The sequence below is a fragment of the Streptomyces bobili genome, assembly GCF_002154575.1.
Taxonomy (GTDB): Bacteria; Actinomycetota; Actinomycetes; order Streptomycetales; family Streptomycetaceae; genus Streptomyces; species Streptomyces bobili.
Map to the genome: position 1 here is coordinate 17,460 of NZ_MUBA01000008.1, position 19,449 is coordinate 36,908.

Here is a 19,449-nt window from a genome sequence, read left to right on the forward strand (position 1 = left end):
CCTGATGACGGTCGTCGCGGCGATCACCGCAGCCTTCGGCCTCCCGTCGCGCCATGGCCCGGACTCCTCGGCCGCCCCCTCGCGGCCCCCGCGAGCGGACCCGGTGCAGACCGGGCAGGGCGGCGACGGCTCCCGGAGAACCGGCTCGGGCACCTGGTCCTCGGGCATCCGCCGGGGCATCCGCATCGTCTCCCGACCGGGACCCTGGAAGCGCGGACGGCTGCTCGCGGCCGTGGCGCTGCTGCTGGGCCTGTTCATGCTGCTGCACGCAAGGATCCCGAACGGGATCGGGAACCTCGGCAGCCTGGTGGAGACCGTCCTGCCGTGGTTCGGCCTGTTCGTCCCCGTACTGCTGGCCGGGGCACTGTGGCGCCGCTCCGCCTGCGCGGTGGTCGCGCTGCTGCTGCCGGTCCTGGCATGGCTGAACCTCTTCGGAGGGCTGCTCACCGACAAGTCCCACCCGGGCGGCGACCTCACGATGGCCGGCCACAACGTCAGCGCCGACAACCCCGACCCCGTCGGCACCGCCCGTGACCTCGTCGCCTCCGGCGCGGACGTCCTGGCGCTGCAGGAGATCACCGCGCAGGCGAAGCCGCTGTACGAGAAGGAACTGGCGACGGCGTACCCGTACCACGCGGTGCGGGGCACTGTCGGACTGTGGAGCAAGCTGCCGCTCTCGGACACCGAGCCGGTCGACATCGAGATGGACTACGGGCCGCTGGGGGACACCAAGCCGGCCGACGTCAAGATGGCCTACAACCGCGCGCTGCGCACCACGGTGGCCACGGACGAGGGTCCCCTCGCGGTGTATGTGGCCCACCTGGGTTCCGCACGGGTGAACCTCAAGGCGGGCTTCTGGACAGATACGCGAGACAGGGGCGCGCGGGCACTCGGCAAGGCCATCGCCGCCGAGCCGAACAGGAGGGTGGTGCTGCTCGGCGACCTGAACGGCACCACGGACGACCGCGCGTTCGCCGGCATCACCTCGCGGCTGCGCTCGGCTCAGGACGCGGCAGGGAACGGGTTCGGCTTCAGCTGGCCGGCGAAGTTCCCGGTGGTGCGGATCGATCAGATCCTGGTCCGCGGCGTGAAGGCGGAAGCTTCATGGTCGCTGCCGGCCACCGGCAGTGACCACCTGCCGGTGGCGGCAGCAATCAGCTGGGGATGACTAGAGTGGCTCGGCGACAGGGGATGCGCTGCCTGCGCCCGGCACCGGCGCGCTCGATCAGAAGGGGACGCTGATGACCCAGATGCCCGGCGCGGCCAGATGCGCTCGCGTCCTGCTCGTCGCCGCGGGAACGGCGAGCGTCGTCGCCCTCGTGCCGCTGGCCATGGTCGCCGCGACCTTCGAGCCCGGCGCCCTGGGGGAACTGATCCTGGCCATGCTGCTTCTTGCGGCTGTCCCGCTCGTGGTGCTGGCTGTGGCCTCGTTCGTTCTCGCGGCGAGATTCGCTGACGGCGGCGACAGGGTGCGCCTTGGCGCGGTCGTCGTCGGCTGGATGCTCGTAGCCGGTAGCGCGATCGCCGTGCCGGCCCATCACGGGTGGTGGGGTGCCGGCGTCGCGGTGGGCGCGCTGCTGACAGCCTTCGCCGGCGCGGAGAGGACCCGGGAGTGGTTCGCACGTCCGCGTCTCGCGTCGGCGGCGCATCTGGAGGGAGAGATGGCGTGAGTCGCCGCCTCCCCGTGGAGCATCGTCACGCACTGCCGTCGTCCGTCCGCCGAGGAAACCGTCGAGAGCGGCGACGCCCATCGCGTGGTCGCCCTGGCGGAGCCGGGTGGCTCCGCCAGGGCGGGTTGGACGTCTACGGCCGTCTGCCTGGCCCGTACCACGGTGACTTCCGGCCGGCCCCGGCGCCGTCCGGTCTGTTGGTCGGCAGACTCGGTGCGGGGACTGGCGGTGGGTCAGGTGTGGTGACCGGGCGGGTCAGCGGGTGTAGGTGGTCCGGTGTTCCGCGAGAGAGGCGCAGTTGGAGCCGGTCACCTGTACGTGGACGTTGGCGATGCTGCCGCCCCAGTCGACGCAGTAGCCCTTGCCGATGACGTACGAGGGTCCCGCGTAGGAGGTGTAGCGCCCGAAGTCGTCGTCGCCCTCGTTGGTGTCGGGGACGTAGATCCAGGCGGACATGTCCACGGCGGCGCCGGGGTTGTTGCGGATGGTGACGACGCAGTTGTTGCCGTTGGTGGTGTTGTAGGCGAGGTAGACGGTGCCCAGCGAGCCGACGGGAGCGGAGTTCACGGTCTTGTAGCCGCTTCCGCAGACCTTCGGTGCGGTGGTGTTGGGTACGGCGGAAGCGGGTGCCGCCAGGGCGGTGGTGGCCCCCACCGACAGAGCGGCCAGAGCGGTGGCGCCCAGCATGGAATGAATGAAGCGCATATTTCCCCCTTGTGCATTTAGGAGTTGGTTGCTCCTGCCATATGTGACGGGTGCAGCCTTGGGATGGTTGTGCCGGAGTTACTGGCATTTTCAGCCGTAACGTGCGGCGCGAATGGCCGAGTTGGGACGCAACCGGATGGCGTGGGCGATGCGTGCCGGGCGGTGGCTTCCCCGCGCCTTGCCGGAACCGCCGGAACGTCACTCGTGCCGGTGATCATCCGTGAAGCCGTCCCGGCACCGCCTGCCGCAGGTCACCCTGAGGACATGCGCCACCCGCTCGCCCTCATCGCCGTCCTGGCCGCCGCCCTCTGCGTAGGGGGATGCGGCTCCGCCCCCGGGGACAGCCCGCCCGAGCCCCCGCCATCGCTGATGGCAGCCGCCGCGCGCACACCGTCGCCCCTTCCGTCCCCGATCCGGTCCGCCGCTCGTACGCCGTCTCGCGTGCCGTCTCACGCGCCGTCTCGCGTGCCCTCGGCCGAGAGCCAGCCGTCCGCCCGTACCGCCCTCGTAGCGACCGACCCCAGCCGGCGGAGCGGGGGCAGCGACCGCGAGGCCGCGGCGGGGGAGAAGCAGCCTTCTCCAGGATTTCCCGCCCTCGAACGGCCGCCGCAGACCCGTATTCCGGAGCGACCGCGCAGGGCTGCGCCTCCCGCGCCGGCCCGCCCCCGCGCTCGGTCCACGGCCTCGGCGGCGTCCCGGCCCCGGGCAGTCCCGCCCCGTCCCGCACCACAGCCGACCGTCACCTACGACCTCAGCACACTGTGCCGACTGTCAGGCCAGGCGCCCGTGCCGCCATCTGTGAAGAGTCTCTGCGACACCTACTTCCGCTAAGGCAAGGCCGATGGTTGCGAAGACGTCGATGGCGTGCCGAGGACAGTCCTCACGGGGAGCGGCGTTCCCCAGTCGGTGGCTTCGGAGGAGACACTGCCCGGTTGGTCGGGGGTGCTACCCGTCCACCGCGACGGTCCTGGCCAATGCCCAGACGGCGAGGATGTCGAGCGTCATCACGCTGATCGACCACAGGGGATAGAAGGGGATGAACATGAACTGGGTGATCAGGCTGACCGCGGCCAATACGACGCCGGCCCCCGTGCCCCAGCTCTTGCCGAGCAGTACTCCCAACCCGGCGGCGACCAGCCCGATGCCGATGACGATATGGATCCAGCCCCAGGCCGTCAGACTGAACTCGTAGGTGTAGTCCGGTGAGCTGAAGATGGTGTCGCGGGTGACGCCGACGACGCCGAGCAGGATGCTGAGCGTCCCGCTCATCTCCAGCGCCCAGCCGGCGAAGAGGGTGAGGCCCCCGCCCAGTGCTCGGGCGCTGTTGTGAGGGTCTCGGGCCCTGCCGGATGTCTGCGCCATATTACGGCCCTTCGTACGGTGGGATAATCGCCGGATACCACCGCCTCGCCGGGGCGGCGGCCTGCTGTTGACGGTCTCAGCCTTCCGCCGCCGCTCGCTCCCGGCGACCGCAGTAGGCCGTCCGGGCGATGGGCGCCACGCAGGGGGCAAAATCAGGGGCCCCGTGTCACAGAGGCGGCAGCACGGCCGCAGTCATGCGCCACCGGCGGCTCGCGACCTGAGCGAGTACCCGTACCGGAAGGGATGACGGACGTGCGCACCGGCGTCGGCTCACGGCACGTCTGACTGAGGCCTGCCGCGGACGACGACGGAACTGTGCGCGTGGTGCAGCAGTGTCTGGCTCACCGACCCCAGGAGCAGACCGGTGAACCCCGCCACGCAGGCTCGCCAACCGGATACTCGAACCCATCTGGAACAGCACGCACATCGCCGAGATCGAGATCGTCCGGGACGAGACCCTCGCTCTCGAAGGGCGTGCCGGCTACTACGACAACGTGGGCGCGCTCAAGGACATGGTGCAGAACCACCTGTTGCAGCTGCTGTGCATGGTCGCCATGGAGTCACCGATCACCGCGGAGGAGGCCTGGCGCGTCCTCGAACCGGTCCTGTCGGCCCGGGAGCGGGATCCGGTTCCACTGGAGGAGTACCCGGCGGGCTCGGCGGGTCCGGCTCCCCGCCTCGCCATGCCTGAACTGCGGCAGGACCTGCTGGACCTGCGGCACGAAGGCATCGTCATGCCCACCGAATCATGAGGCCGCACCCCTGCACCCCGCGGTCCGCTGAAGGCGCCCCTCATGGACGGCGGCTCGCCTTCGCTCGCGCGGATGTCCAGCCCTGTCGGCGGAGGCCTTCGAAGCCGTCCAGGAGGAGGTCCAGGGCGAATTCGAACTCGAACTGGTCGTCGCAGCCGCCGCCGACCGTGGAACCCTCGTCGTGTGCGGCTGTCGCGGCCAGTTCCGCGATGTGCGGGTAGTGCGCCGCCAGCGCGGGGTCCGGAGGGCCGGAGGGGCCCGAGGTGTCGAACAGTTCCTGGCTGAAGCCGAGCAGGCGGCTGCCCATCGCGTGCATGACGTGGTGGGTGAGGTCGGCGGAGAGGCCGCCGTCGCGGAAGCTTCCGGCCATCGAGTCCAGGTACGCCAGCACGGCCGGGGTGGGGGCGGTCCGCGACTCGATGACCCGAGCCGCCCAGGGATGCCGCAGCAGGACCCGCCGGGCCGAGAGGATCCGCCCGCGGACCACGCGCTGCCAGTCGGGGCCCGAGGCGGGCGGATCGATCTCGCCGACGACGGCGTCGGCCATGCCGTCGAGCAACTCCTCCTTGTTGGCCACGTGCTTGTAGAGGGCCATCGGTACGACGTCCAGCTCCTGGGCGAGCCTGCGCATGCTGAGCGCGTCGATGCCGGTGGTGTCGGCGAGCGCGACGGCGGCGCGCAGGATGCGGTCCCTGTTCAGGGGGGTGCGTTGCGTGTGCGTGGCTTCCTGGCGAGTCATTCCGGTCCGGCCCCTTGCGTCCTCGACGGTGTCCGCCCCTTCCTTGACGAGTGTACGCCGTACACCTATGGTGGCCGCCAGGTGTACGGCGTACACCATCAGGCAAGTGAGGGGTACCCGTGAAGATGAGTCCGGACCGGAGAACCGCGGTGGCCGCCGGGTCGCTGTTCCTGCTGACCGAGGTCGCCGCGATAGCCGGGGCGGTGCTGTACCGCCCCCTGTTGGGCGCGGCGGACGGCCGGCTCGCGCAGGGCGCCGACACGCGGGCGCTGCTCGGGGTGCTCTGCGAGGTGGTGCTGGTGGCGGCGGTGGCCGGTACCGGGGCGGCGCTGTTCCCGGTTCTGCGGCGCCACGGCGAGGGGCTCGCGCTCGGCTACGCCTTCGGGAGGCTGCTGGAGGCGGCCGTCGTTGCCCTCGGGACCGTCGCCGTCCTCGCGCTCGTCACGTTGCGGCGGGACGCCGAGGCGGCGCCCGGCGCCGATGTCGCGCTGGCGGCCCTCCACGACTGGACGTTCCTGCTCGGGCCCAACATCGCCCTCGGCCTGAACACCGTCCTGCTCGCGTACCTGGCGTACCGCGCACGGCTCGTGCCGCGCTTCATCGCCGTGCTCGGCCTGGTCGGCGGGCCCTTGATCTGCGCCTCGGCCGTCGCCGTGATGTTCGGTGCCTACGCGCAGCTCTCCGTGGCGGGGTCGGCGGCCGCACTCCCGGTGTTCGCCTGGGAGTTGGGCTTGGCCGGGTGGCTGATCGCCAGAGGGTTCGGGCCCGGCGCGGGCACCGCGGCCCGGCCAGGCGCAGCAGCGGCTGAGCCGGCACCTGTCCGCCGATGACGCGGAACATGGCGGCCACGTGCGGCCGATGACCCGGGCCGTACGCCCTGCGGCCGTCCGTCGATCGACCACTTCCTGCGACGACAGGTGCCAGGGCTGCGGTGTCAGTGTGGCGAAGTATCCTTCCGGCCACCGCACACCGACTGGGAGGACCAAGAGAATTGTCTGGCCTGTCCGCTTTCCCGCTGCCCTTTCGCGCTTCCCGTTCCGTATCGCTGGCGAGACCCCGGACACTGCGGGAACTGCAGATGATGCAGTGCAGCTCACACATCCGGTCGAAGCCGGGATGGTTCGACAAGATGAACGATGCCGACATCGTCGCCCGGTGGACACGAGAGGCCGTCGCCCAGGGCCTCACCGAGGCGCAAGTTCGCTACGTGCTCGCCGAACTCGCCCACTACGCCGCGCTGCGGGACGGGCGGACCGGCGTCGAGGTGTCCGCCGTCGACGGGGTGTGGCAGTCCGACGCATTGGTCGACGACAAGCTCCGTGCCCGGCTGCGCGAGGCGGTTCGGGTCCTGGAAGAGGTCCCCGAAGCAGAACTGGACTGGCATCCCGGATCCGACGGCCAGGTACTGGATCTGGTTCATCCCTCACTGTTCTGCCTGGTGAGAGGGGTGAGCGGAGCGCCTGAGCGGGCTTGGCAGAACCCGACGGACCGATATTCGAAGTACGAGTTCTCGGAGAAGTTCCAGTGGCTGCCCACGGACGTCGACGTCAGTGACGACGGCGAGGTCACCTTCCGTTCGTACGTCAACAACGTCCACCCCACGGATCATCACGAACTGGCCGACGTCCTCCCGGTCTTGTTCGCCCGCATGCGTCCGCTGCTGGAGAACGTGCTCACCGATCTGCGCCATCCGCGGCCCCTGCGGATCAAGGCCGACCCCTACGGTTGGTACGACTCCGAGCCGGAGCATCCGGACAGGTCCTCCTACAGTGACGACGAGGCCTACGAGGAAGCCGTCGACGCGTGGGAGCAGGCGCAGGACGACTGGTGGGAGAACCGCCGCCCGGTCGTCCCGGACGCCCCGGCCTTCACCCCGCCCGAGTCGCCCGACGAATCCGCCCGCGTCGACCTGCGTGGTCGCCGTCTCCAAGTCATTGTCAAGCTCGCGACCATTCACCTCACGCCGGAAGACCCCGAGTACCCCGGGGGTTCCTGGCATGTCGAGGGGATGATGAACGAGCGGATCGTCTCGACCGGCATCTACTACTGGGACAGCGAGAACATCACCGAAAGCAGTCTGAGTTTCCGGACGGCACTCGACGATCCGAACTACGAACAGAACGACGACAACGGTCTGCGTGAGGTCTACGGCCTGGAGGACGAAGACGCGCTGAACCAGGTGCTGGGATCGGCATCGACGCCGGCGGGCCGCTGCCTGGCGTTCCCGAACATCCTGCAACACCGCGTCGGATCCTTCCGCCTCACGGACCCCACCCGACCGGGACATCGCAAGATCCTCGCGTTCTTCCTGGTCGACCCGTCCGAAAAGATCGTCTCGACATCCGACGTGCCACCGCAACAACCATGGTCCGACACCTCGACCATGACGCTCGAACAGGCCAAGAACTACCGCGAGCAACTCATGCAGGAACGCAAATTCTTCGTCGACGAACACAACGAGCAGCTCTACGAACGGGAATTCTCCCTCTGTGAGCACTGAACCTCTTCCGTCCTGACTGATCGCGTGCCGGTCAGGAGGGTGCGGGCCGGCTTGGAGGATGGTGGTGAGCAGTTGCGCTGCGGATAACGTGCGGGCATGACGATGACGGGGAAACGACGGGTCCTGTACCGGCAGGGCAGCGGATTCTGGCGGATGACGGCGAAGTGGGTGCTGTCCTTCGGTGCCCTGTACCTGCTGGACGGCGGGCTGCTCCGGTCGTGGGGTGACGCTCTGGTCTGGCCGATGATCGGGATCCTGCTGTGGGCGCCGTTCGGGGTCGGCGTCGTCTGGTACCCGAAGAAGGACCAGCGCGTCGAGCTGACAGCGCGTGAACTGCGGGTGCGCCGCAGGAGGTTGCCCATGGAGAAGGTCAACCTCCTGCACGTGGCGCGACTGTGGCTGGAGGGGCGATCGACCGCGGACGACCAGCCGGTGCTGGAGTGGACACGGTTCGACCGGGTGGTGTGGGTGCCGCTGCGGGACGGCCGGGCGTTCGGCGTGGAGTTCCGCGACCCGGCCACGTTCGCCAAGGTTTTCGGCGCCTTCGCGGTCGAGGCCTGCGGTGGACCCGGCATCGTCCGCGCGAGGGCCGCGGCGGAAACCTACCCGGATCCGCTCCCGATGCGGCCCCGCTCCGCCCGCGACGCAGGCTCCTGGCCGGACCTCCTGGACATCTTCAACTGACAGCCTGAGCCTGCTGTGGGCTCGCGCCGCGCACGGTTCGTCCCGAGAACCGCTGCGCTACGCTCCGCGCCATGAAGCTGAAGGCAGTGGCCACACCGATTCTCGTCGGCGCGGGCGGCATAGCCATCATCGGGGCAACGGGAGTGTGGGCGCTGTCGGGTGGCCTCTACGGCTGTACCAAAGCTGACGAGAAGCTCGCACCCACCCTGGCGTCCCTGTCCGTCCTCGACGCGCACCCGAGCCGGACTCGGCCCCAGGACGAGCGGTACTCCGGATGCGACGAGGACGACGGCTTCGCCTACGCCGGACAGTCCTACCGACTCACGACCTCACGAGCCGAGGTGCTCACCTTCTATCGCCAGGCCGCCACAGAGGGCGGCTGGCGACTCAAGAGCACCAACCCCTCGCCGGCCCCGGCACCCGACAGCCTCGCGGTCGACATCTCGGCGCTCTGCTTCGAGAAGCCCGTCGCGGGCACCACCGCCCATCTCGCTGTGTGGTTCCCCGGCGATCTCGGGGACAGCCCCGACGCGTACGGCCTGGAAGTCACCGCCAGCCATGACGGCACCGCCTGGTGCTGACGGTGCCCGGCCGCGGAGCGACCAGAGTTCGATCCCTGCCACATCACCCACGATCAGCGCATGCCCCGTAACGATGTCACCGGGCCGGGATCGGCTGTGTGCCGAACGCGTCATACCGGGCCGCGGCGACCACCGCGGCACGCCTGCCGCCGCGCGGCTCGCGTGTCCGGCAGCGGGACTACTCCGTGCCGTCCGCCGGCAAGCTGTCCGGTAGTCCGAGCCGGGGGAACCGGTCGTCGTGGAACGTGATGATCTCGGTGATCGTCCCGCCGGTGACGCGCAGGACGTCGATCGTGAGCGGCAGGTAGGCGCCCTCCCGCTGCTGCCAGAGGTAGAAGGCGACGGCGGGCTGCCGGTTCACGCCGGTGAGGACGGGGCGCAGGCCCTTCATGCGCTCGAAGCCGCTCTCGACCCAGTCCTTGACCACCGCGTCGCGGCCGACGTACAGGCCAGGCGTGGGAGGCATCGAGCAGCGGACGTCGTCCCTCAGGAGTGCGGCGAGCCTGTCGATGTCCGTGGCGACGCTGGCGTCGGTGTAGCGGCGTACCATTTCGCGCGTTGCGGCGTCCTCGTCGCCGCCGGTCCAGTCCTGCCGCTCGGCGGGCAGGTGCTCCCGCATGCCGGCGCGGGCCCGCTGCAATGCGCTGTTCACGGAGTTGACGGAGTCCCCGAGGAGCTCCGCGACGTTCTTCGCCGGCCAGCCGAGTACGTCCCGCAGGATCAGCGCGGCCCGCGGGCGCGGCGCGAGGTGCTGGACCGCGACCAGGTAGGCCAGCTCGACGGTCTCCCGCGCGACCGCCACGGTCTCCGGCTCGTCCGCGTCACCCGCGGGCAACTCGTCGAGCAGCCGGTCCGGGTAAGGCTGCAGCCACGGCACCTCGCCGCCGGTCGCGGGCTTCGGGCGGGACTTGGCGAGCAGGTCCAGGCAGGCGTTCGTGGCGATCCGGTACAGCCAGGCCCGCAGTGTCGACCGTCCCTCGAACGTCTCGCGCCGCCGCCAGGCCCGCAGGAACGTCTCCTGCACGGTGTCCTCGGCGTCCTCGAACGACCCGAGCATCCGGTAGCAGTGCACGTGCAGCTCCCGCCGGTGCCGCTCCGCCAGCCCCGAGAACGCCGGCTCGTCCATCTCGCCCAGATCGCTCACGTCCAGCTCCTCCGGCCGCGTGTCCGCACTCATCCTGGCACTCATCACGTCATCCTTCCGATCCGTCGTGTCCCGTCGTAGGTATGACGGGTGCGGGCGCGGCAACTCATCACCGGGGGCTGCTCGGCCGACGACGCGGTGGCGTTGCTTCCAGGCGGGTGGAGCCGGGCGTGATGTCCATCGCCGCGCGATCCTTGCGAGCCCGCGCGATCACCATGGCGATGACTACAATGAACACTCCATGGAAGATAATTCTCCGGAAGACGAGTGATGGCTGACGCTGACCTGAGGCTGCTGTACCGGGAACTGGTCTCGCTGGAGATCGAGCTGTGGGACGGCATCGAGGGACGGTTGCGGGCCCAGTACGACCTGCCGCTGACCTCGTTCGAGGTGCTGCATCTGCTGCTGCGGCGGCCCGGTCGGCGGATTCAGGACATCGCGGAGGAATTTTCGATCACAGTGGGCGGCACGAGCAAAGTGGTCGACCGTCTGGAGGCGGCGGGCTTGTGCGAGCGGCGGGCCAATCCGAACGATCGCCGTTCCTCGATCGTGGAGCTGACACCCGAGGGGCGGAAGCTGGTGGTCGGGGCGCTCAAGGTCTTCGAGGACGAGCTGGAACTGCGGATCGGGTCGGTGATTCCCGAAGAGTCCGTACGCGAGGTGACCGCGGTCCTCGGCACGCTGCGGGCGGCCGGACGCGCCCTCGACGCGGAGCGGAAGGCCGCGGCGCAGGCGCCGGTGCAGGGCAGGACGACGCCGAAGCAGCCCGGCCGACCGGCGTCGTGAGCCACGACGGCTCCGCGGTGCCTGTGGCCTGAACAGGCCAGGCGGGACGCACACGGTCCCGCTGCCCGATGGGCTTCGTGCTGCCGGAGTCGGATGGGCCGGCGGAGGCGCCGAACCGCACGCGCGTATCGGTCGGCGGCGACCCGCCTGGCGGTGATCGGATGGGTGATCGTGTGCCACGGTCCCCTGCCCGCCTCGACCCGGCCAGGAGCGTCCACCGGCGCAGCAAGTCCGTTCCCGTACGAGCGAACCGTCGATGCCGGCCGTCCACGCGCCTGAACTGCACCGGAGAACGCGTCAGCCAGCCGGGTATGGGGCGGAGGCGCCCTGCGCCAGCTGCTCGCTCCTCCGACCTGACCCTGCCCAACGGGCGCCGCGTGCCGAGATCCGGGGCCCAGGAGATACTCCGCCAGCTCCATCGCGGCCACGGGCGGCATGTGGCCGTGGACCCTGGCAGCCCTACTACGCGTGATGACCGACGAAGCCCCCGAAGGGGGACTGCCACCTGCCCTCGACCGAGATCGCGAACAAGGTCCAGGAGGTGCGCGTCACACGCCCTTCAGGACACGGTCAAGTGCTGCCCGGCCCAGAGGTCCCCAATGCGGTTTGCCGCCGGGAAGGCCCCGATCTCCGTTCTGCCCCATGAGTATCAGGAAGAGGCACTTCATCGCGGCCAGCCCGCGGGCGCGCCGGATCGCTGCCTCGTCTGCGTGCGCGTACGTGTCGAAGAACCGTGAGGCCGTGCCCGCGGGGAGCAGCACCCATGCGGCGCCGAGGTCCCACGCCGGGTCGCCGGCGAACAGGTCACCGAAGTCGACGATGCCCGAGAGCGTTCCGTCCGAGACGACGACGTTCGCCGGATGGAGGTCGCCGTGCACCCACACCGGTGGGCCCTGCCACGCCCGAGCCGCAACCGCGTCGTTGGAATCCGGGGAGGAGGACAGCGGCGCGGGGTCGTCATCACCCGCCGGTGACCGACAAGCCGTGCCACCAATGACCGCATCCGCCGGAGCAGAAGCGTGCGCGGCGCCGTTCGTCCGCGACCGCGAGTACCGCGACGAGCAGTCGGAAAGCCTTGCGGCCTTCGTCGACAGGGGTGAGGCGGCGACTGCCTCCCCGGAGGACGACGAAGGCCTACGGGAGTCGGTCCTCGTCGACGCGGAGAGCGAACTGTCCGACGCGGGAGGCCGCGTCCCCTGACCCCGCTCTTCTCGGGGTGCCCGAGGCCGAGCGGCGGCCCCGGGCACCGCTGGTTCTAGCCCCAGAAGGTGTCTTCGGCGGCCGGGTCGGAGGAGAAGAGCCACATCTCGGTGATCTTGCCGTTGCCGATGCGCAGCACGTCGACGCCGTCCATGCCCATCGACGCGTCGCCGTTGCGGCCGGTGAAGTGGATGGTGGCGGCGACCAGGTCGCCGTTGCCCATGAGCGTGTGGACCTTGTCGATGGCGAAGGTGCCCCCGCTGGCCTCCATCATGCCGCCCAGCATCTGGAAGACGGCGCCCTGACCCTTGTGCTCGCCGGAGAACTGGTTGGCGCCGGGCTGGTGCCAGACGATGTCGGCGTCGAGGAGTGCGCCGAGAGCAGCCATGTCTCCCGTCTGGACGGCCTGGAAGTAGGTGCGGGCGATGTCGATGTTCGTGCGCGTCATGGGGTTCGCTCCTCGGGTTCTTGGGCGGGGTTGTGGCTGTCGGGCGAGGTCGGGACGGTCGGCTGGGGGGGGCGGACTCGGTCCGGAGGGTGGTGCCCTCGGTCCGCCGGCGCGGCCCACGGGGGCTGCCTGTCGAGGCGGGCGACCTGTCCGCCAGGGTCGGCCACCCGCCCAGCAAACCATTTAGCTTCCATGGAATCAACTTCCAAGGATTATTGTTTCTCGTGATGCAGTGCTTGGGCGTCCAGTCGCGTGCCCGAGGCCGGGCGCGGCTGCGCCCCGCGCACAGCACAGGAACGAGGCCGACCCGGGAGCGGGCGGCCGGCAGTAGAGAGGAAACCCGTCATGGAGCTGGTCGAGATCGAGGCGAAGACCCTGATCCAGAAGTCGAAGACCCCGTCCAACGACTACGTCATCAACCCCTATACCGGCTGCCTGCTGGGCTGTGCCTACTGCTTCGCCAGCTTTGCCGGGCGCCAGTTCGGCCGATCGGTGAAGGAATGGGGCGACTACCTCTACGTGAAGAAGAACGCGGTCGAACTCGCCCGCAAGGAGCTGGCGAAGATGCCGGAGGACAAGCGCGGGGGCACGATGCTGCTCAGCTCCGTCACCGACCCCTACCAGGGCCACGAGACGAAGTACCGGCTCACCCGTGGCGTCCTGCGCGAACTGAAGGGGGTCGAGTATCCGGGCCTGGTCCGCATCCTCACCAAGTCACCTGTCGTCACCCGCGACATCGACCTGCTCACCAGTCTGCCCCGAGCCGAGGTCGGCATGACCGTCACCACCACCGACGACCAGGTCAGCCGCTGGCTGGAGGTACGCGCCCCGCTCGCCTCCCGCCGCCTGCGCACCCTGGGCGAACTCACAGAGGCGGGTATCCCCACCTACGCCTTCGTCGGCCCGCTCCTGCCCCACTTCGCCACCCGGCCCGAGCTGCTGGACGACCTCTTCGGCCGACTCGTCGACGCGGGGGTCAGCGAGGTGTTCATGGAACACATCAACCTCAAGCGGTACATCCGCGAGCGCCTGGACCAGGTCCTCACCGGCGAGCCCGAAGACGTCCGCGCGGCGTACCTCCAGGCACGAACGAAGGAGCATCGCGAGCAACTCGACGCGATCGTGGCGGAGTTGCTGGACCGACACGGTCTGCGGCTGCGCTTCGAGGAGGTCGTTCACCACGACGACAACGACTCCCTGAGGGAGAGGCTCGCGTCCTCGGGATGACCGCGTCCACGCCGCCGGGCGGGGGCCCGCGTCAGGCGGCGCCGTCGACGCCGGGGTCCGACACCGCCATGACCCAGGGCGTCGCAGCGGGCGGCGCGAGGAGTGGGGCAGGAGGAGGGAGGGCGCGGAGTTCGGCCGCCGGCGCAGGTGCCCCTGTGCCAGGCGGTGTCGGCGGTCATCGGCGCTGTCGACTCAAGCGGTGGCCGCCGGGGCAGCCCCGCCCTCGGGCGAGCCGGGGCGCGGGGTGCGCGGTCGGTGGGGTGCTGGTCAGCCGAGCGGGTTGGTGGTGTCGCGCAGGGTGGCCAGGGCGGAGGCGTACATGCGCGCCTTGATGGTGCCGAGGGTGTCGCCGGCCTTGTTCACCTGTGCCTGGGCCAGCTCGATGGCGGCGGAGCGCACGGCGTCCTCGCCCACCGCCCGGTCGACGATGCCGGTGGCCGCCGCGTCGGAGCCGCCGTAGCGGCGGGCGGTGAGCATGGCCTCGTGGGCGGTCTGCGGCGCCAGGCGGGACTGGATGAGGGCGGCCATGCCGGGAGTGAAGGGGATGTTGATGTCCGCTTCGGGCAGGCACCAGAAGCCGCGGTCGGCGCGCATGACGCGGAAGTCGTGGGCGAGGGAGAACATCGCCCCGGCGGCGAACGTGTGCCCCTGCAGCGCGGCCACCGTGATGACCGGCAGGGACAGCATCCGCGCGAACAGCTCGTGGACGGAGACGACGTAGTCCTGGTGCTGGTCGGTGTGGGCGAACAGCCAGTCCAGGTCGAGGCCGTTGGAGTAGAACTTGCCGGTGGCGGCGGTGACCAGGGCGCGAGGACCGTCTGCCTTCTCCACCTCGTCGAGTGCCGCTCCGACGGCGGTGAGCCAGTCGGGGTGGAAGCGGTTCTCGCCGTCTCCGAGGTCGAGGACGAAGACGTTGTCGTGGCGGTCGAGCGAGGGCATGGCGACTCTTTCGGGCTGAGTGGACTGGTGAAGTGGCTGTGGGGGTGCGGAAAGGCCGAGGGCAACTCAGGAGGCGCGGGCGGCAACAGGCAAGGTCGGCTCTCGTTCCCGACGCCCACGGGTGAGACACGGCGAGCGCTGGTCCGGTCGAAATCCGCGGAAGCCGGCGGGAGCGCGGGCCCGGCTCCGTGTGCTGCCGCACCCCCATGAGGGCGCAGACGGAGTTCCGGGTCAGCCGCGGCCGAGGACGCAGAACTCGTTGCCCTCCGGGTCGGCCAGGACGACCCAGGAGACGTCACCCTGGCCTACGTCGGCCCGTACCGCGCCCAGGCCTTCGAGCCGGGTGACCTCCCTCGCCTGATCGTCCACGGCGTCGGACATCACGTCGAGATGGACGCGGTTCCATACGACCTCGTCGGCGGGTGTACGGCGGAACTCCAGGTACGGGCCGATGCCCTTGACGGAGCGCAGCAGCGCGCGGTCGTCGGTCAGTTCGTGGACGGCCCAGTCGATCGCCTCGCCCCAGAACCGGACCATGGCTCGTGGGTCGGCGCAGGCGACGACCACTGCGGCTATCGGCCCGGTGTCCTGGTAGAGCTCGCGGGGCTCCAGGACGCTGAACACGTTGCCTTCCGGGTCGGCCATCACTGTCCACGGCGCGTCGCCCAGGCCGGAATCGGCGGGTGTCGCCCCGAGCTCCTTCAGTCGCGCGACCAACTCCGCCTGATGGGCGTCGGAGGTGGTGGCGAGCTCGATGTGGACGCGGTACTTCACCGTCTCCGGGTCAGGGACGCGGACGAGATCGATGCAGACGGCGGAGGGGTCGGGCCAGTCGAAGCCCACGGGTTCCAGGTTGGTGACGCCGGGCCCTTCGCTGGAAAGACCCCAGCCGAGCGCCTCGGCCCAGAACCGGCCGAGTGCCGAGTCGTCCCCGGCCTTGAAGTTCACCTGAACAAGTTGCAGCGTCATGCCGCGTCACCCTATGGCGTGTCCGTGGCCGACGACAATTGCGGCCTTGTGCCGCCGGGGACCGTCATGTGCCCATCGTCGGCGAGCTGTTGCCCGCCCGCGAGATTCCTCCAGATCGCCTGCCGGCGTTGTCGCGCGAGCCACCGTCGCCTGTGCATGGCATGGCAGGTGGTGCCCGGCTGTGAGCCGGGTCCTCGGTCCGAGGTCAGGACCGTGGGGCTTGGCGGGTCGCCACGATCATCTCCCGCATTTCGCCGGAGCCGCGGGGAGCGACTGGGAGCGACAAACGGTTCGGAGCGGCCCGCTGAGCGTTGGTCAGTCGTTTCCGGACCTGCGTGGCCGTCGCCGCGGAACGCTTGTGACGAGCATTTGACACAAGATTCCGACCAGGGCATCTTGTACCCACCGCTTGATACAAGATGATCGGGGGATCTTCATATGCTCGACACCGTCCCGCTCCAGTCCCGGTTCCTCGACCATGCCGAGCACTACGCCCGCTGGTCCGGTCTGGCCATCGGCATCGCGGCCGCACAGCAGTTGGTCGCGATGGACAGCGGCGACATCGCCATGCCCCTGGTGTTCGCCATCACCGCGTTCGGTCTGTGCGCGGTGGGCGGAGTCCTGCTCGGCGACGCCCTGACCCTGCGTCCCCAGGAAGCGGTACGTACGGCGAGTCTCGCCCCGCGCCTGGTCCGAGACCAAGTGCCGCCCCGCATGGCGCCCCTGGTCCTTCTGCAGGCGGCGTCACTGGTCACCCTGCTTCTGATCGGTGCGGCCACGGCCTCCTCCGATCCCGGCCAGAAAGGCAGAGCGGGGGGCGTCATGACCGTCACCTGCGAAGGCATACGCACATCCCTCGGTCCCTGGCCCGGCCTCTACTACAGTGGCCCGATGTTCGCCGCCCTCGCGGTCGCAACCCCCGTCTGCGTCTGGGCCCTGCGCCGCATCACCCACGGTCCGGGCGAGCAGCAGCAGCGCCGCGACCGCGCGTGGGCGATCACCGGAGCCTGGGGGCTGCTGGTGTCGAGCCAGGTCCTGCTCGTCGCGCTGATGATCTTCGTCGCGCTCACGGAGAAGGCATGCGCCGGTCCGCTGGGCGCCGCCGCCATCGTGGTGCTCTGTCCCCTGAGCCTCCTTGGCCTGTTCACCTTCGGATGGTCGTTGGTCACCGTCGTGGCACCGCGGGCGGTCGACGACGAGGCACCCGGCGAGGGGAATTCCGACGATGCGTGACTCCGCCGTCCACGTCGACACCACCAGCCAGGTACCTCCGTACGAGCAGATCCGCGCCCAGCTGGCCGCGCTGATCCGCACCGGCCGGCTGGCCGCGGGCGAGCGCCTGCCGACCGTGCGCCAGCTCGCCGCCGACCTCGGCTTGGCCCCAGGTACCGTGGCCCGCGCCTACCGCGAGCTGGAGGCCGCCGAGCTGATCCGTACCCGCCGCGGCGCGGGCACCCGGGTCGCGGCGCTCCCGTCCGAGCCACAGGCACACGATGTCACCCAACTTGCCACTCTGGCCAGAGACTTCACCTCCGCCGCCCGAGCGCTCGGCGCCCATACCGAGGACATCCTGACCGCCGTACGCGATGCCCTGGATCCGGGGCCCGCCTCCCCGTCGGCCACCGCGGACGGTGAAACGGGTGGCCCCAGGACGGCCGACGTCGGCGCAGGTCACAAAGGCCCGGCAAAGACCTGAGGAGCAGGCGTCCAGCTGCCGCCGATGCGTGTGGCCCCCGTCGGAGGGCAGGCGGGGTCGTACCGCCGCCGCTCCTCTCGGGCTCAGGCACGCTTCGGGACACGGGGCGGGGCCGCGCGGGCCGCGCGGGCTGCGCGGCCCCGCGATGACGCTTGCTTCGGGCGGCCCTCGCTCAGCGGTCCTGCGCGAGGGCGTACAGCTCGCCCAGGAGGCTTCCGTCGGCCGCGACGAGTTCGTCGAAGGAGCCCTGCTCCCGGACGGTGCCCTGGTCAAGGACAATGACCCGGTCGTGACACTCCGCACGGCAGCCGCGGCGGAGATTGGCCACCTCCCCGGGGCGCATACCCGACAGATAGGACACGATGACGAAACATGATCCCGATTCCGGGGAGTTGCTGCTGCTCGGGCATCGCGGCAAAGGCCACGACCGCACCGCGGCGGAGTCACGCGGGCCAGCCAGCCGCCCCTGGGCCGTCGTTCGCCCCGTACATCAGGCCATCGCCCTGCTGGAGACGCTCCACGCAACCGACCTGCTCTTCCCGACCCGTCTGCCCGGCACCGGTGGCCGCAAGAGCCGCATGGGCACCCTCACGTGGGGCTCCAACAAGACCATCCGTGAGCTGCAGCGGCTCCAGGACTGGGTGAACTCCACCTTCACCCCCGCCGATGGCGGCGTCGCGATCCCCCGGATCCGATCAAGCACCTGCATGCGTCGCGCTTCCGCCGCACCCTCGCGTTCTTCATCGTGCGCCGCCCGCGCGGCCTCATTGCCGCCGCCCTGCAGTACGGCCATCTCAAGACGAAGGTCACTCTGAACTACGTGGCCCAAGGCGACGATTCCTGGCTGGATGGCGTCGCGGTGGAGCGACTGGAGATGGTCCTTGAGCAGTCCGAGGATGACTGGACCCGTCTGGATGAGGACAACGAGCACGTCAGCGGGCCAGCCGCAGCCGAGTACCGGCGCCGGTCTGCAGGCGCCGCAGCCTTCCTCGGCCGCACCGTAGTGCGCAGGCGAGCGTCAAGCGACTCCTTGAGCAAAGCGACACCGACATCCACCACGGCGAGGCCATGACCTGCGTTCATCGTGCCGAAACCGCCGAGTGCCGCAAGGAGAAACTGCTGCTGGGCCTGCCCGCCGACGATGGGCCCGACGAATCGCTGTGTCACACCACCTGCGCCAACCTCGCCTACACCGACCGGGACCTCGCCGAACACCGCAGGCGACTGCCCGTCCTGGAAACCGAGTCCCGTGACCCGATGACGCCACGTCCGCGCCGGGACCGAGCTGCCGCACAAGCGGCGCGGATCTGCGCGGTGATCGAGCAGCACGAGGCGTCACGTCCGAAAGTGACGCACATGGAAGGCGGTCGGGTCGCATGACGCGGACGAACCGAGACCGAGAAGCCGAACGTCAGGAAATACGCGCCGCCGCAGAACGTCTTCTGGCCGGGACGCCCCTGCGCCCGCCCGTCGGAAAGCTCACGGGGACCGAGTTGATCGCCGAGTGCGGGCTACGGCGCGACGTCGTCTATGGCGATCACAAAGAGCTCGTGGACGAGTTCCGGGCACGGGCCAAGGCGCAGAGCTTCACCCAGCAGGTCGTCCAGAACATGGCCGACGAGAACACCGCGCTGCGCGAAGCCCTGACGAAGATCAAGACGGATCTCGCAGCGGAGCGCGAACGGGTTCGCGCTCTGGTACGTGCCGCCACCGAGCTGTCCCTGGAGCTGGAGCGGACCCGCGAAGAACTCGCAGCGGCTCAGCAGGTCACTCGCCTTCCGGGTCCACGAGGAACCAGACGAGTGCCCGGCTGAAGGTGGACACATATCCAGTGACGGTGTGTGTGCCACGCAGCGAGTATCAGCGAGATCGATCTTGGTGAACGTGGTGGCGCCGTAATTGCTGGCCGCGCTCATCGAGCGGCCGGCACGGCTCGTATACGTCAGCAGCGGAATGCGCCGCGGCGGGCGGCCGGACCTCACCGACGTGGACCGGTCAGACGCGCGCAGGCGGCGAATCGCGCTGACCTGCGACTCCGCGCTACCGG

The 19,449-nt window shown here is 69.9% G+C and carries 21 protein-coding genes and 4 pseudogenes; 14 read left to right on the forward strand and 11 right to left on the reverse strand.

From position 1 onward, the window contains the following. Window positions 1–4: 4 nt before the first annotated feature. Together BZL64_RS00665 and BZL64_RS00670 are read left to right on the forward strand one after the other, a co-directional pair. Entirely contained in the window at window positions 5–1,168 is a 1,164-nt protein-coding gene (locus BZL64_RS00665) for an endonuclease/exonuclease/phosphatase family protein (RefSeq protein ID WP_208639334.1), read from the forward strand. A 73-nt stretch (window positions 1,169–1,241) separates the two neighbouring features. Further along, the gene (locus BZL64_RS00670) at window positions 1,242–1,670 is read left to right on the forward strand and encodes a hypothetical protein (protein ID WP_086764768.1); all 429 of its coding nucleotides are present in this window, start codon (window positions 1,242–1,244) and stop codon (window positions 1,668–1,670) included. A 255-nt stretch (window positions 1,671–1,925) separates the two neighbouring features. Here the strand turns inward: BZL64_RS00670 and BZL64_RS00675 are convergent, their stop codons facing one another. The 3 genes and pseudogenes from BZL64_RS00675 to BZL64_RS40755 all read right to left on the reverse strand — a co-directional run. Then, window positions 1,926–2,375 (reverse strand): spore-associated protein, encoded by a 450-nt coding sequence (locus tag BZL64_RS00675; protein ID WP_086764770.1) that lies wholly within the window; start codon window positions 2,373–2,375, stop codon window positions 1,926–1,928. A gap of 945 nt (window positions 2,376–3,320) precedes the next feature. After that, entirely contained in the window at window positions 3,321–3,737 is a 417-nt protein-coding gene (locus tag BZL64_RS00680; RefSeq protein ID WP_208639335.1) for a DUF7144 family membrane protein, read from the reverse strand. Between the two features lie 270 nt (window positions 3,738–4,007). Next, window positions 4,008–4,109 (reverse strand): annotated as a pseudogene (locus tag BZL64_RS40755) (universal stress protein); the annotation flags it as partial. A 20-nt stretch (window positions 4,110–4,129) separates the two neighbouring features. Here BZL64_RS40755 and BZL64_RS00685 point away from each other — a divergent pair. Next, window positions 4,130–4,489: pseudogene (locus tag BZL64_RS00685) on the forward strand (hypothetical protein); the annotation flags it as partial. Window positions 4,490–4,529: 40 nt separating this feature from the next. Here BZL64_RS00685 and BZL64_RS00690 read toward each other — a convergent pair. Beyond that, window positions 4,530–5,228: a TetR/AcrR family transcriptional regulator gene (locus BZL64_RS00690; protein ID WP_086764878.1), complete on the reverse strand. Its 699-nt coding sequence runs from the start codon at window positions 5,226–5,228 to the stop codon at window positions 4,530–4,532. 125 nt (window positions 5,229–5,353) lie between these two features. On the opposite strand from BZL64_RS00690, the gene BZL64_RS00695 reads away from it, so the two are divergent. From BZL64_RS00695 to BZL64_RS00710, 4 genes are all read left to right on the forward strand, one after another. Beyond that, entirely contained in the window at window positions 5,354–6,058 is a 705-nt protein-coding gene (locus BZL64_RS00695; protein WP_086764882.1) for a DUF4386 domain-containing protein, read from the forward strand. 161 nt (window positions 6,059–6,219) lie between these two features. Beyond that, window positions 6,220–7,728, forward strand: a complete 1,509-nt coding sequence (locus BZL64_RS00700) for a DUF4246 domain-containing protein (RefSeq protein ID WP_086764772.1) — start codon at window positions 6,220–6,222, stop codon at window positions 7,726–7,728. 96 nt (window positions 7,729–7,824) lie between these two features. Beyond that, window positions 7,825–8,412, forward strand: coding sequence for a hypothetical protein (locus tag BZL64_RS00705; RefSeq protein WP_086764774.1), 588 nt, complete (start codon window positions 7,825–7,827; stop codon window positions 8,410–8,412). 71 nt (window positions 8,413–8,483) lie between these two features. Continuing rightward, window positions 8,484–8,993 carry a hypothetical protein gene (locus tag BZL64_RS00710; RefSeq protein ID WP_086764777.1) on the forward strand — a complete coding sequence of 170 codons (510 nt, stop codon included), beginning with the start codon at window positions 8,484–8,486 and terminating at the stop codon, window positions 8,991–8,993. Window positions 8,994–9,171: 178 nt separating this feature from the next. Here the strand turns inward: BZL64_RS00710 and BZL64_RS00715 are convergent, their stop codons facing one another. After that, entirely contained in the window at window positions 9,172–10,182 is a 1,011-nt protein-coding gene (locus tag BZL64_RS00715; protein ID WP_244205122.1) for an RNA polymerase subunit sigma-70, read from the reverse strand. Between the two features lie 225 nt (window positions 10,183–10,407). Between BZL64_RS00715 and BZL64_RS00720 the strand changes: the two genes are divergently transcribed. After that, window positions 10,408–10,923, forward strand: a complete 516-nt coding sequence (locus BZL64_RS00720; protein ID WP_086764785.1) for a MarR family winged helix-turn-helix transcriptional regulator — start codon at window positions 10,408–10,410, stop codon at window positions 10,921–10,923. 548 nt (window positions 10,924–11,471) lie between these two features. On the opposite strand, the pseudogene BZL64_RS00725 reads toward BZL64_RS00720, so the two are convergent. From BZL64_RS00725 to BZL64_RS00730, 3 genes and pseudogenes are all read right to left on the reverse strand, one after another. Further along, a pseudogene (locus BZL64_RS00725) lies at window positions 11,472–11,846 on the reverse strand (phosphotransferase); the annotation flags it as partial. Window positions 11,847–11,883: 37 nt separating this feature from the next. Next, entirely contained in the window at window positions 11,884–11,988 is a 105-nt protein-coding gene (locus BZL64_RS40760) for a DUF5958 family protein (protein WP_244205127.1), read from the reverse strand. Window positions 11,989–12,178: 190 nt separating this feature from the next. Further along, a complete protein-coding gene (locus BZL64_RS00730) occupies window positions 12,179–12,571 on the reverse strand; it encodes a nuclear transport factor 2 family protein (RefSeq protein WP_086764788.1) in 393 nt (130 codons plus the stop codon). 345 nt (window positions 12,572–12,916) lie between these two features. Here BZL64_RS00730 and BZL64_RS00735 point away from each other — a divergent pair, with 345 nt between their 5' ends. After that, a complete protein-coding gene (locus BZL64_RS00735; protein WP_086764791.1) occupies window positions 12,917–13,798 on the forward strand; it encodes an SPL family radical SAM protein in 882 nt (293 codons plus the stop codon). 267 nt (window positions 13,799–14,065) lie between these two features. Here BZL64_RS00735 and BZL64_RS00740 read toward each other — a convergent pair whose 3' ends face one another. Continuing rightward, entirely contained in the window at window positions 14,066–14,737 is a 672-nt protein-coding gene (locus BZL64_RS00740) for an enoyl-CoA hydratase-related protein (protein ID WP_086764794.1), read from the reverse strand. Window positions 14,738–14,968: 231 nt separating this feature from the next. Continuing rightward, complete coding sequence (locus BZL64_RS00745) at window positions 14,969–15,706, reverse strand: VOC family protein (RefSeq protein ID WP_086764797.1); 738 nt, start codon at window positions 15,704–15,706, stop codon at window positions 14,969–14,971. A gap of 438 nt (window positions 15,707–16,144) precedes the next feature. Between BZL64_RS00745 and BZL64_RS00750 the strand changes: the two genes are divergently transcribed. Next, window positions 16,145–16,939: a hypothetical protein gene (locus BZL64_RS00750; RefSeq protein WP_086764800.1), complete on the forward strand. Its 795-nt coding sequence runs from the start codon at window positions 16,145–16,147 to the stop codon at window positions 16,937–16,939. Further along, a pseudogene (locus BZL64_RS00755) lies at window positions 16,932–17,306 on the forward strand (GntR family transcriptional regulator); the annotation flags it as partial. The gene BZL64_RS00750 and the pseudogene BZL64_RS00755, both read left to right, overlap by 8 nt. A 268-nt stretch (window positions 17,307–17,574) precedes the next feature. On the opposite strand, the gene BZL64_RS39700 reads toward BZL64_RS00755, so the two are convergent. After that, window positions 17,575–17,730, reverse strand: coding sequence for a hypothetical protein (locus tag BZL64_RS39700; protein ID WP_158101487.1), 156 nt, complete (start codon window positions 17,728–17,730; stop codon window positions 17,575–17,577). Between the two features lie 417 nt (window positions 17,731–18,147). Here BZL64_RS39700 and BZL64_RS39705 point away from each other — a divergent pair, with 417 nt between their 5' ends. Genes BZL64_RS39705 through BZL64_RS00775 form a run of 3 tightly spaced genes read left to right on the forward strand, consistent with a single transcriptional unit; the run spans window position 18,148 to window position 19,216 of the window. Then, window positions 18,148–18,474, forward strand: coding sequence for a hypothetical protein (locus BZL64_RS39705; protein ID WP_158101488.1), 327 nt, complete (start codon window positions 18,148–18,150; stop codon window positions 18,472–18,474). After that, window positions 18,471–18,782: a hypothetical protein gene (locus BZL64_RS00770; protein ID WP_086764813.1), complete on the forward strand. Its 312-nt coding sequence runs from the start codon at window positions 18,471–18,473 to the stop codon at window positions 18,780–18,782. The genes BZL64_RS39705 and BZL64_RS00770 overlap by 4 nt, the downstream gene beginning before the upstream one ends. Continuing rightward, on the forward strand, window positions 18,779–19,216 hold the full coding sequence (locus tag BZL64_RS00775; protein WP_086764815.1) for a hypothetical protein: 438 nt from the start codon (window positions 18,779–18,781) through the stop codon (window positions 19,214–19,216). The genes BZL64_RS00770 and BZL64_RS00775 overlap by 4 nt, the downstream gene beginning before the upstream one ends. Window positions 19,217–19,449 lie beyond the last annotated feature (233 nt).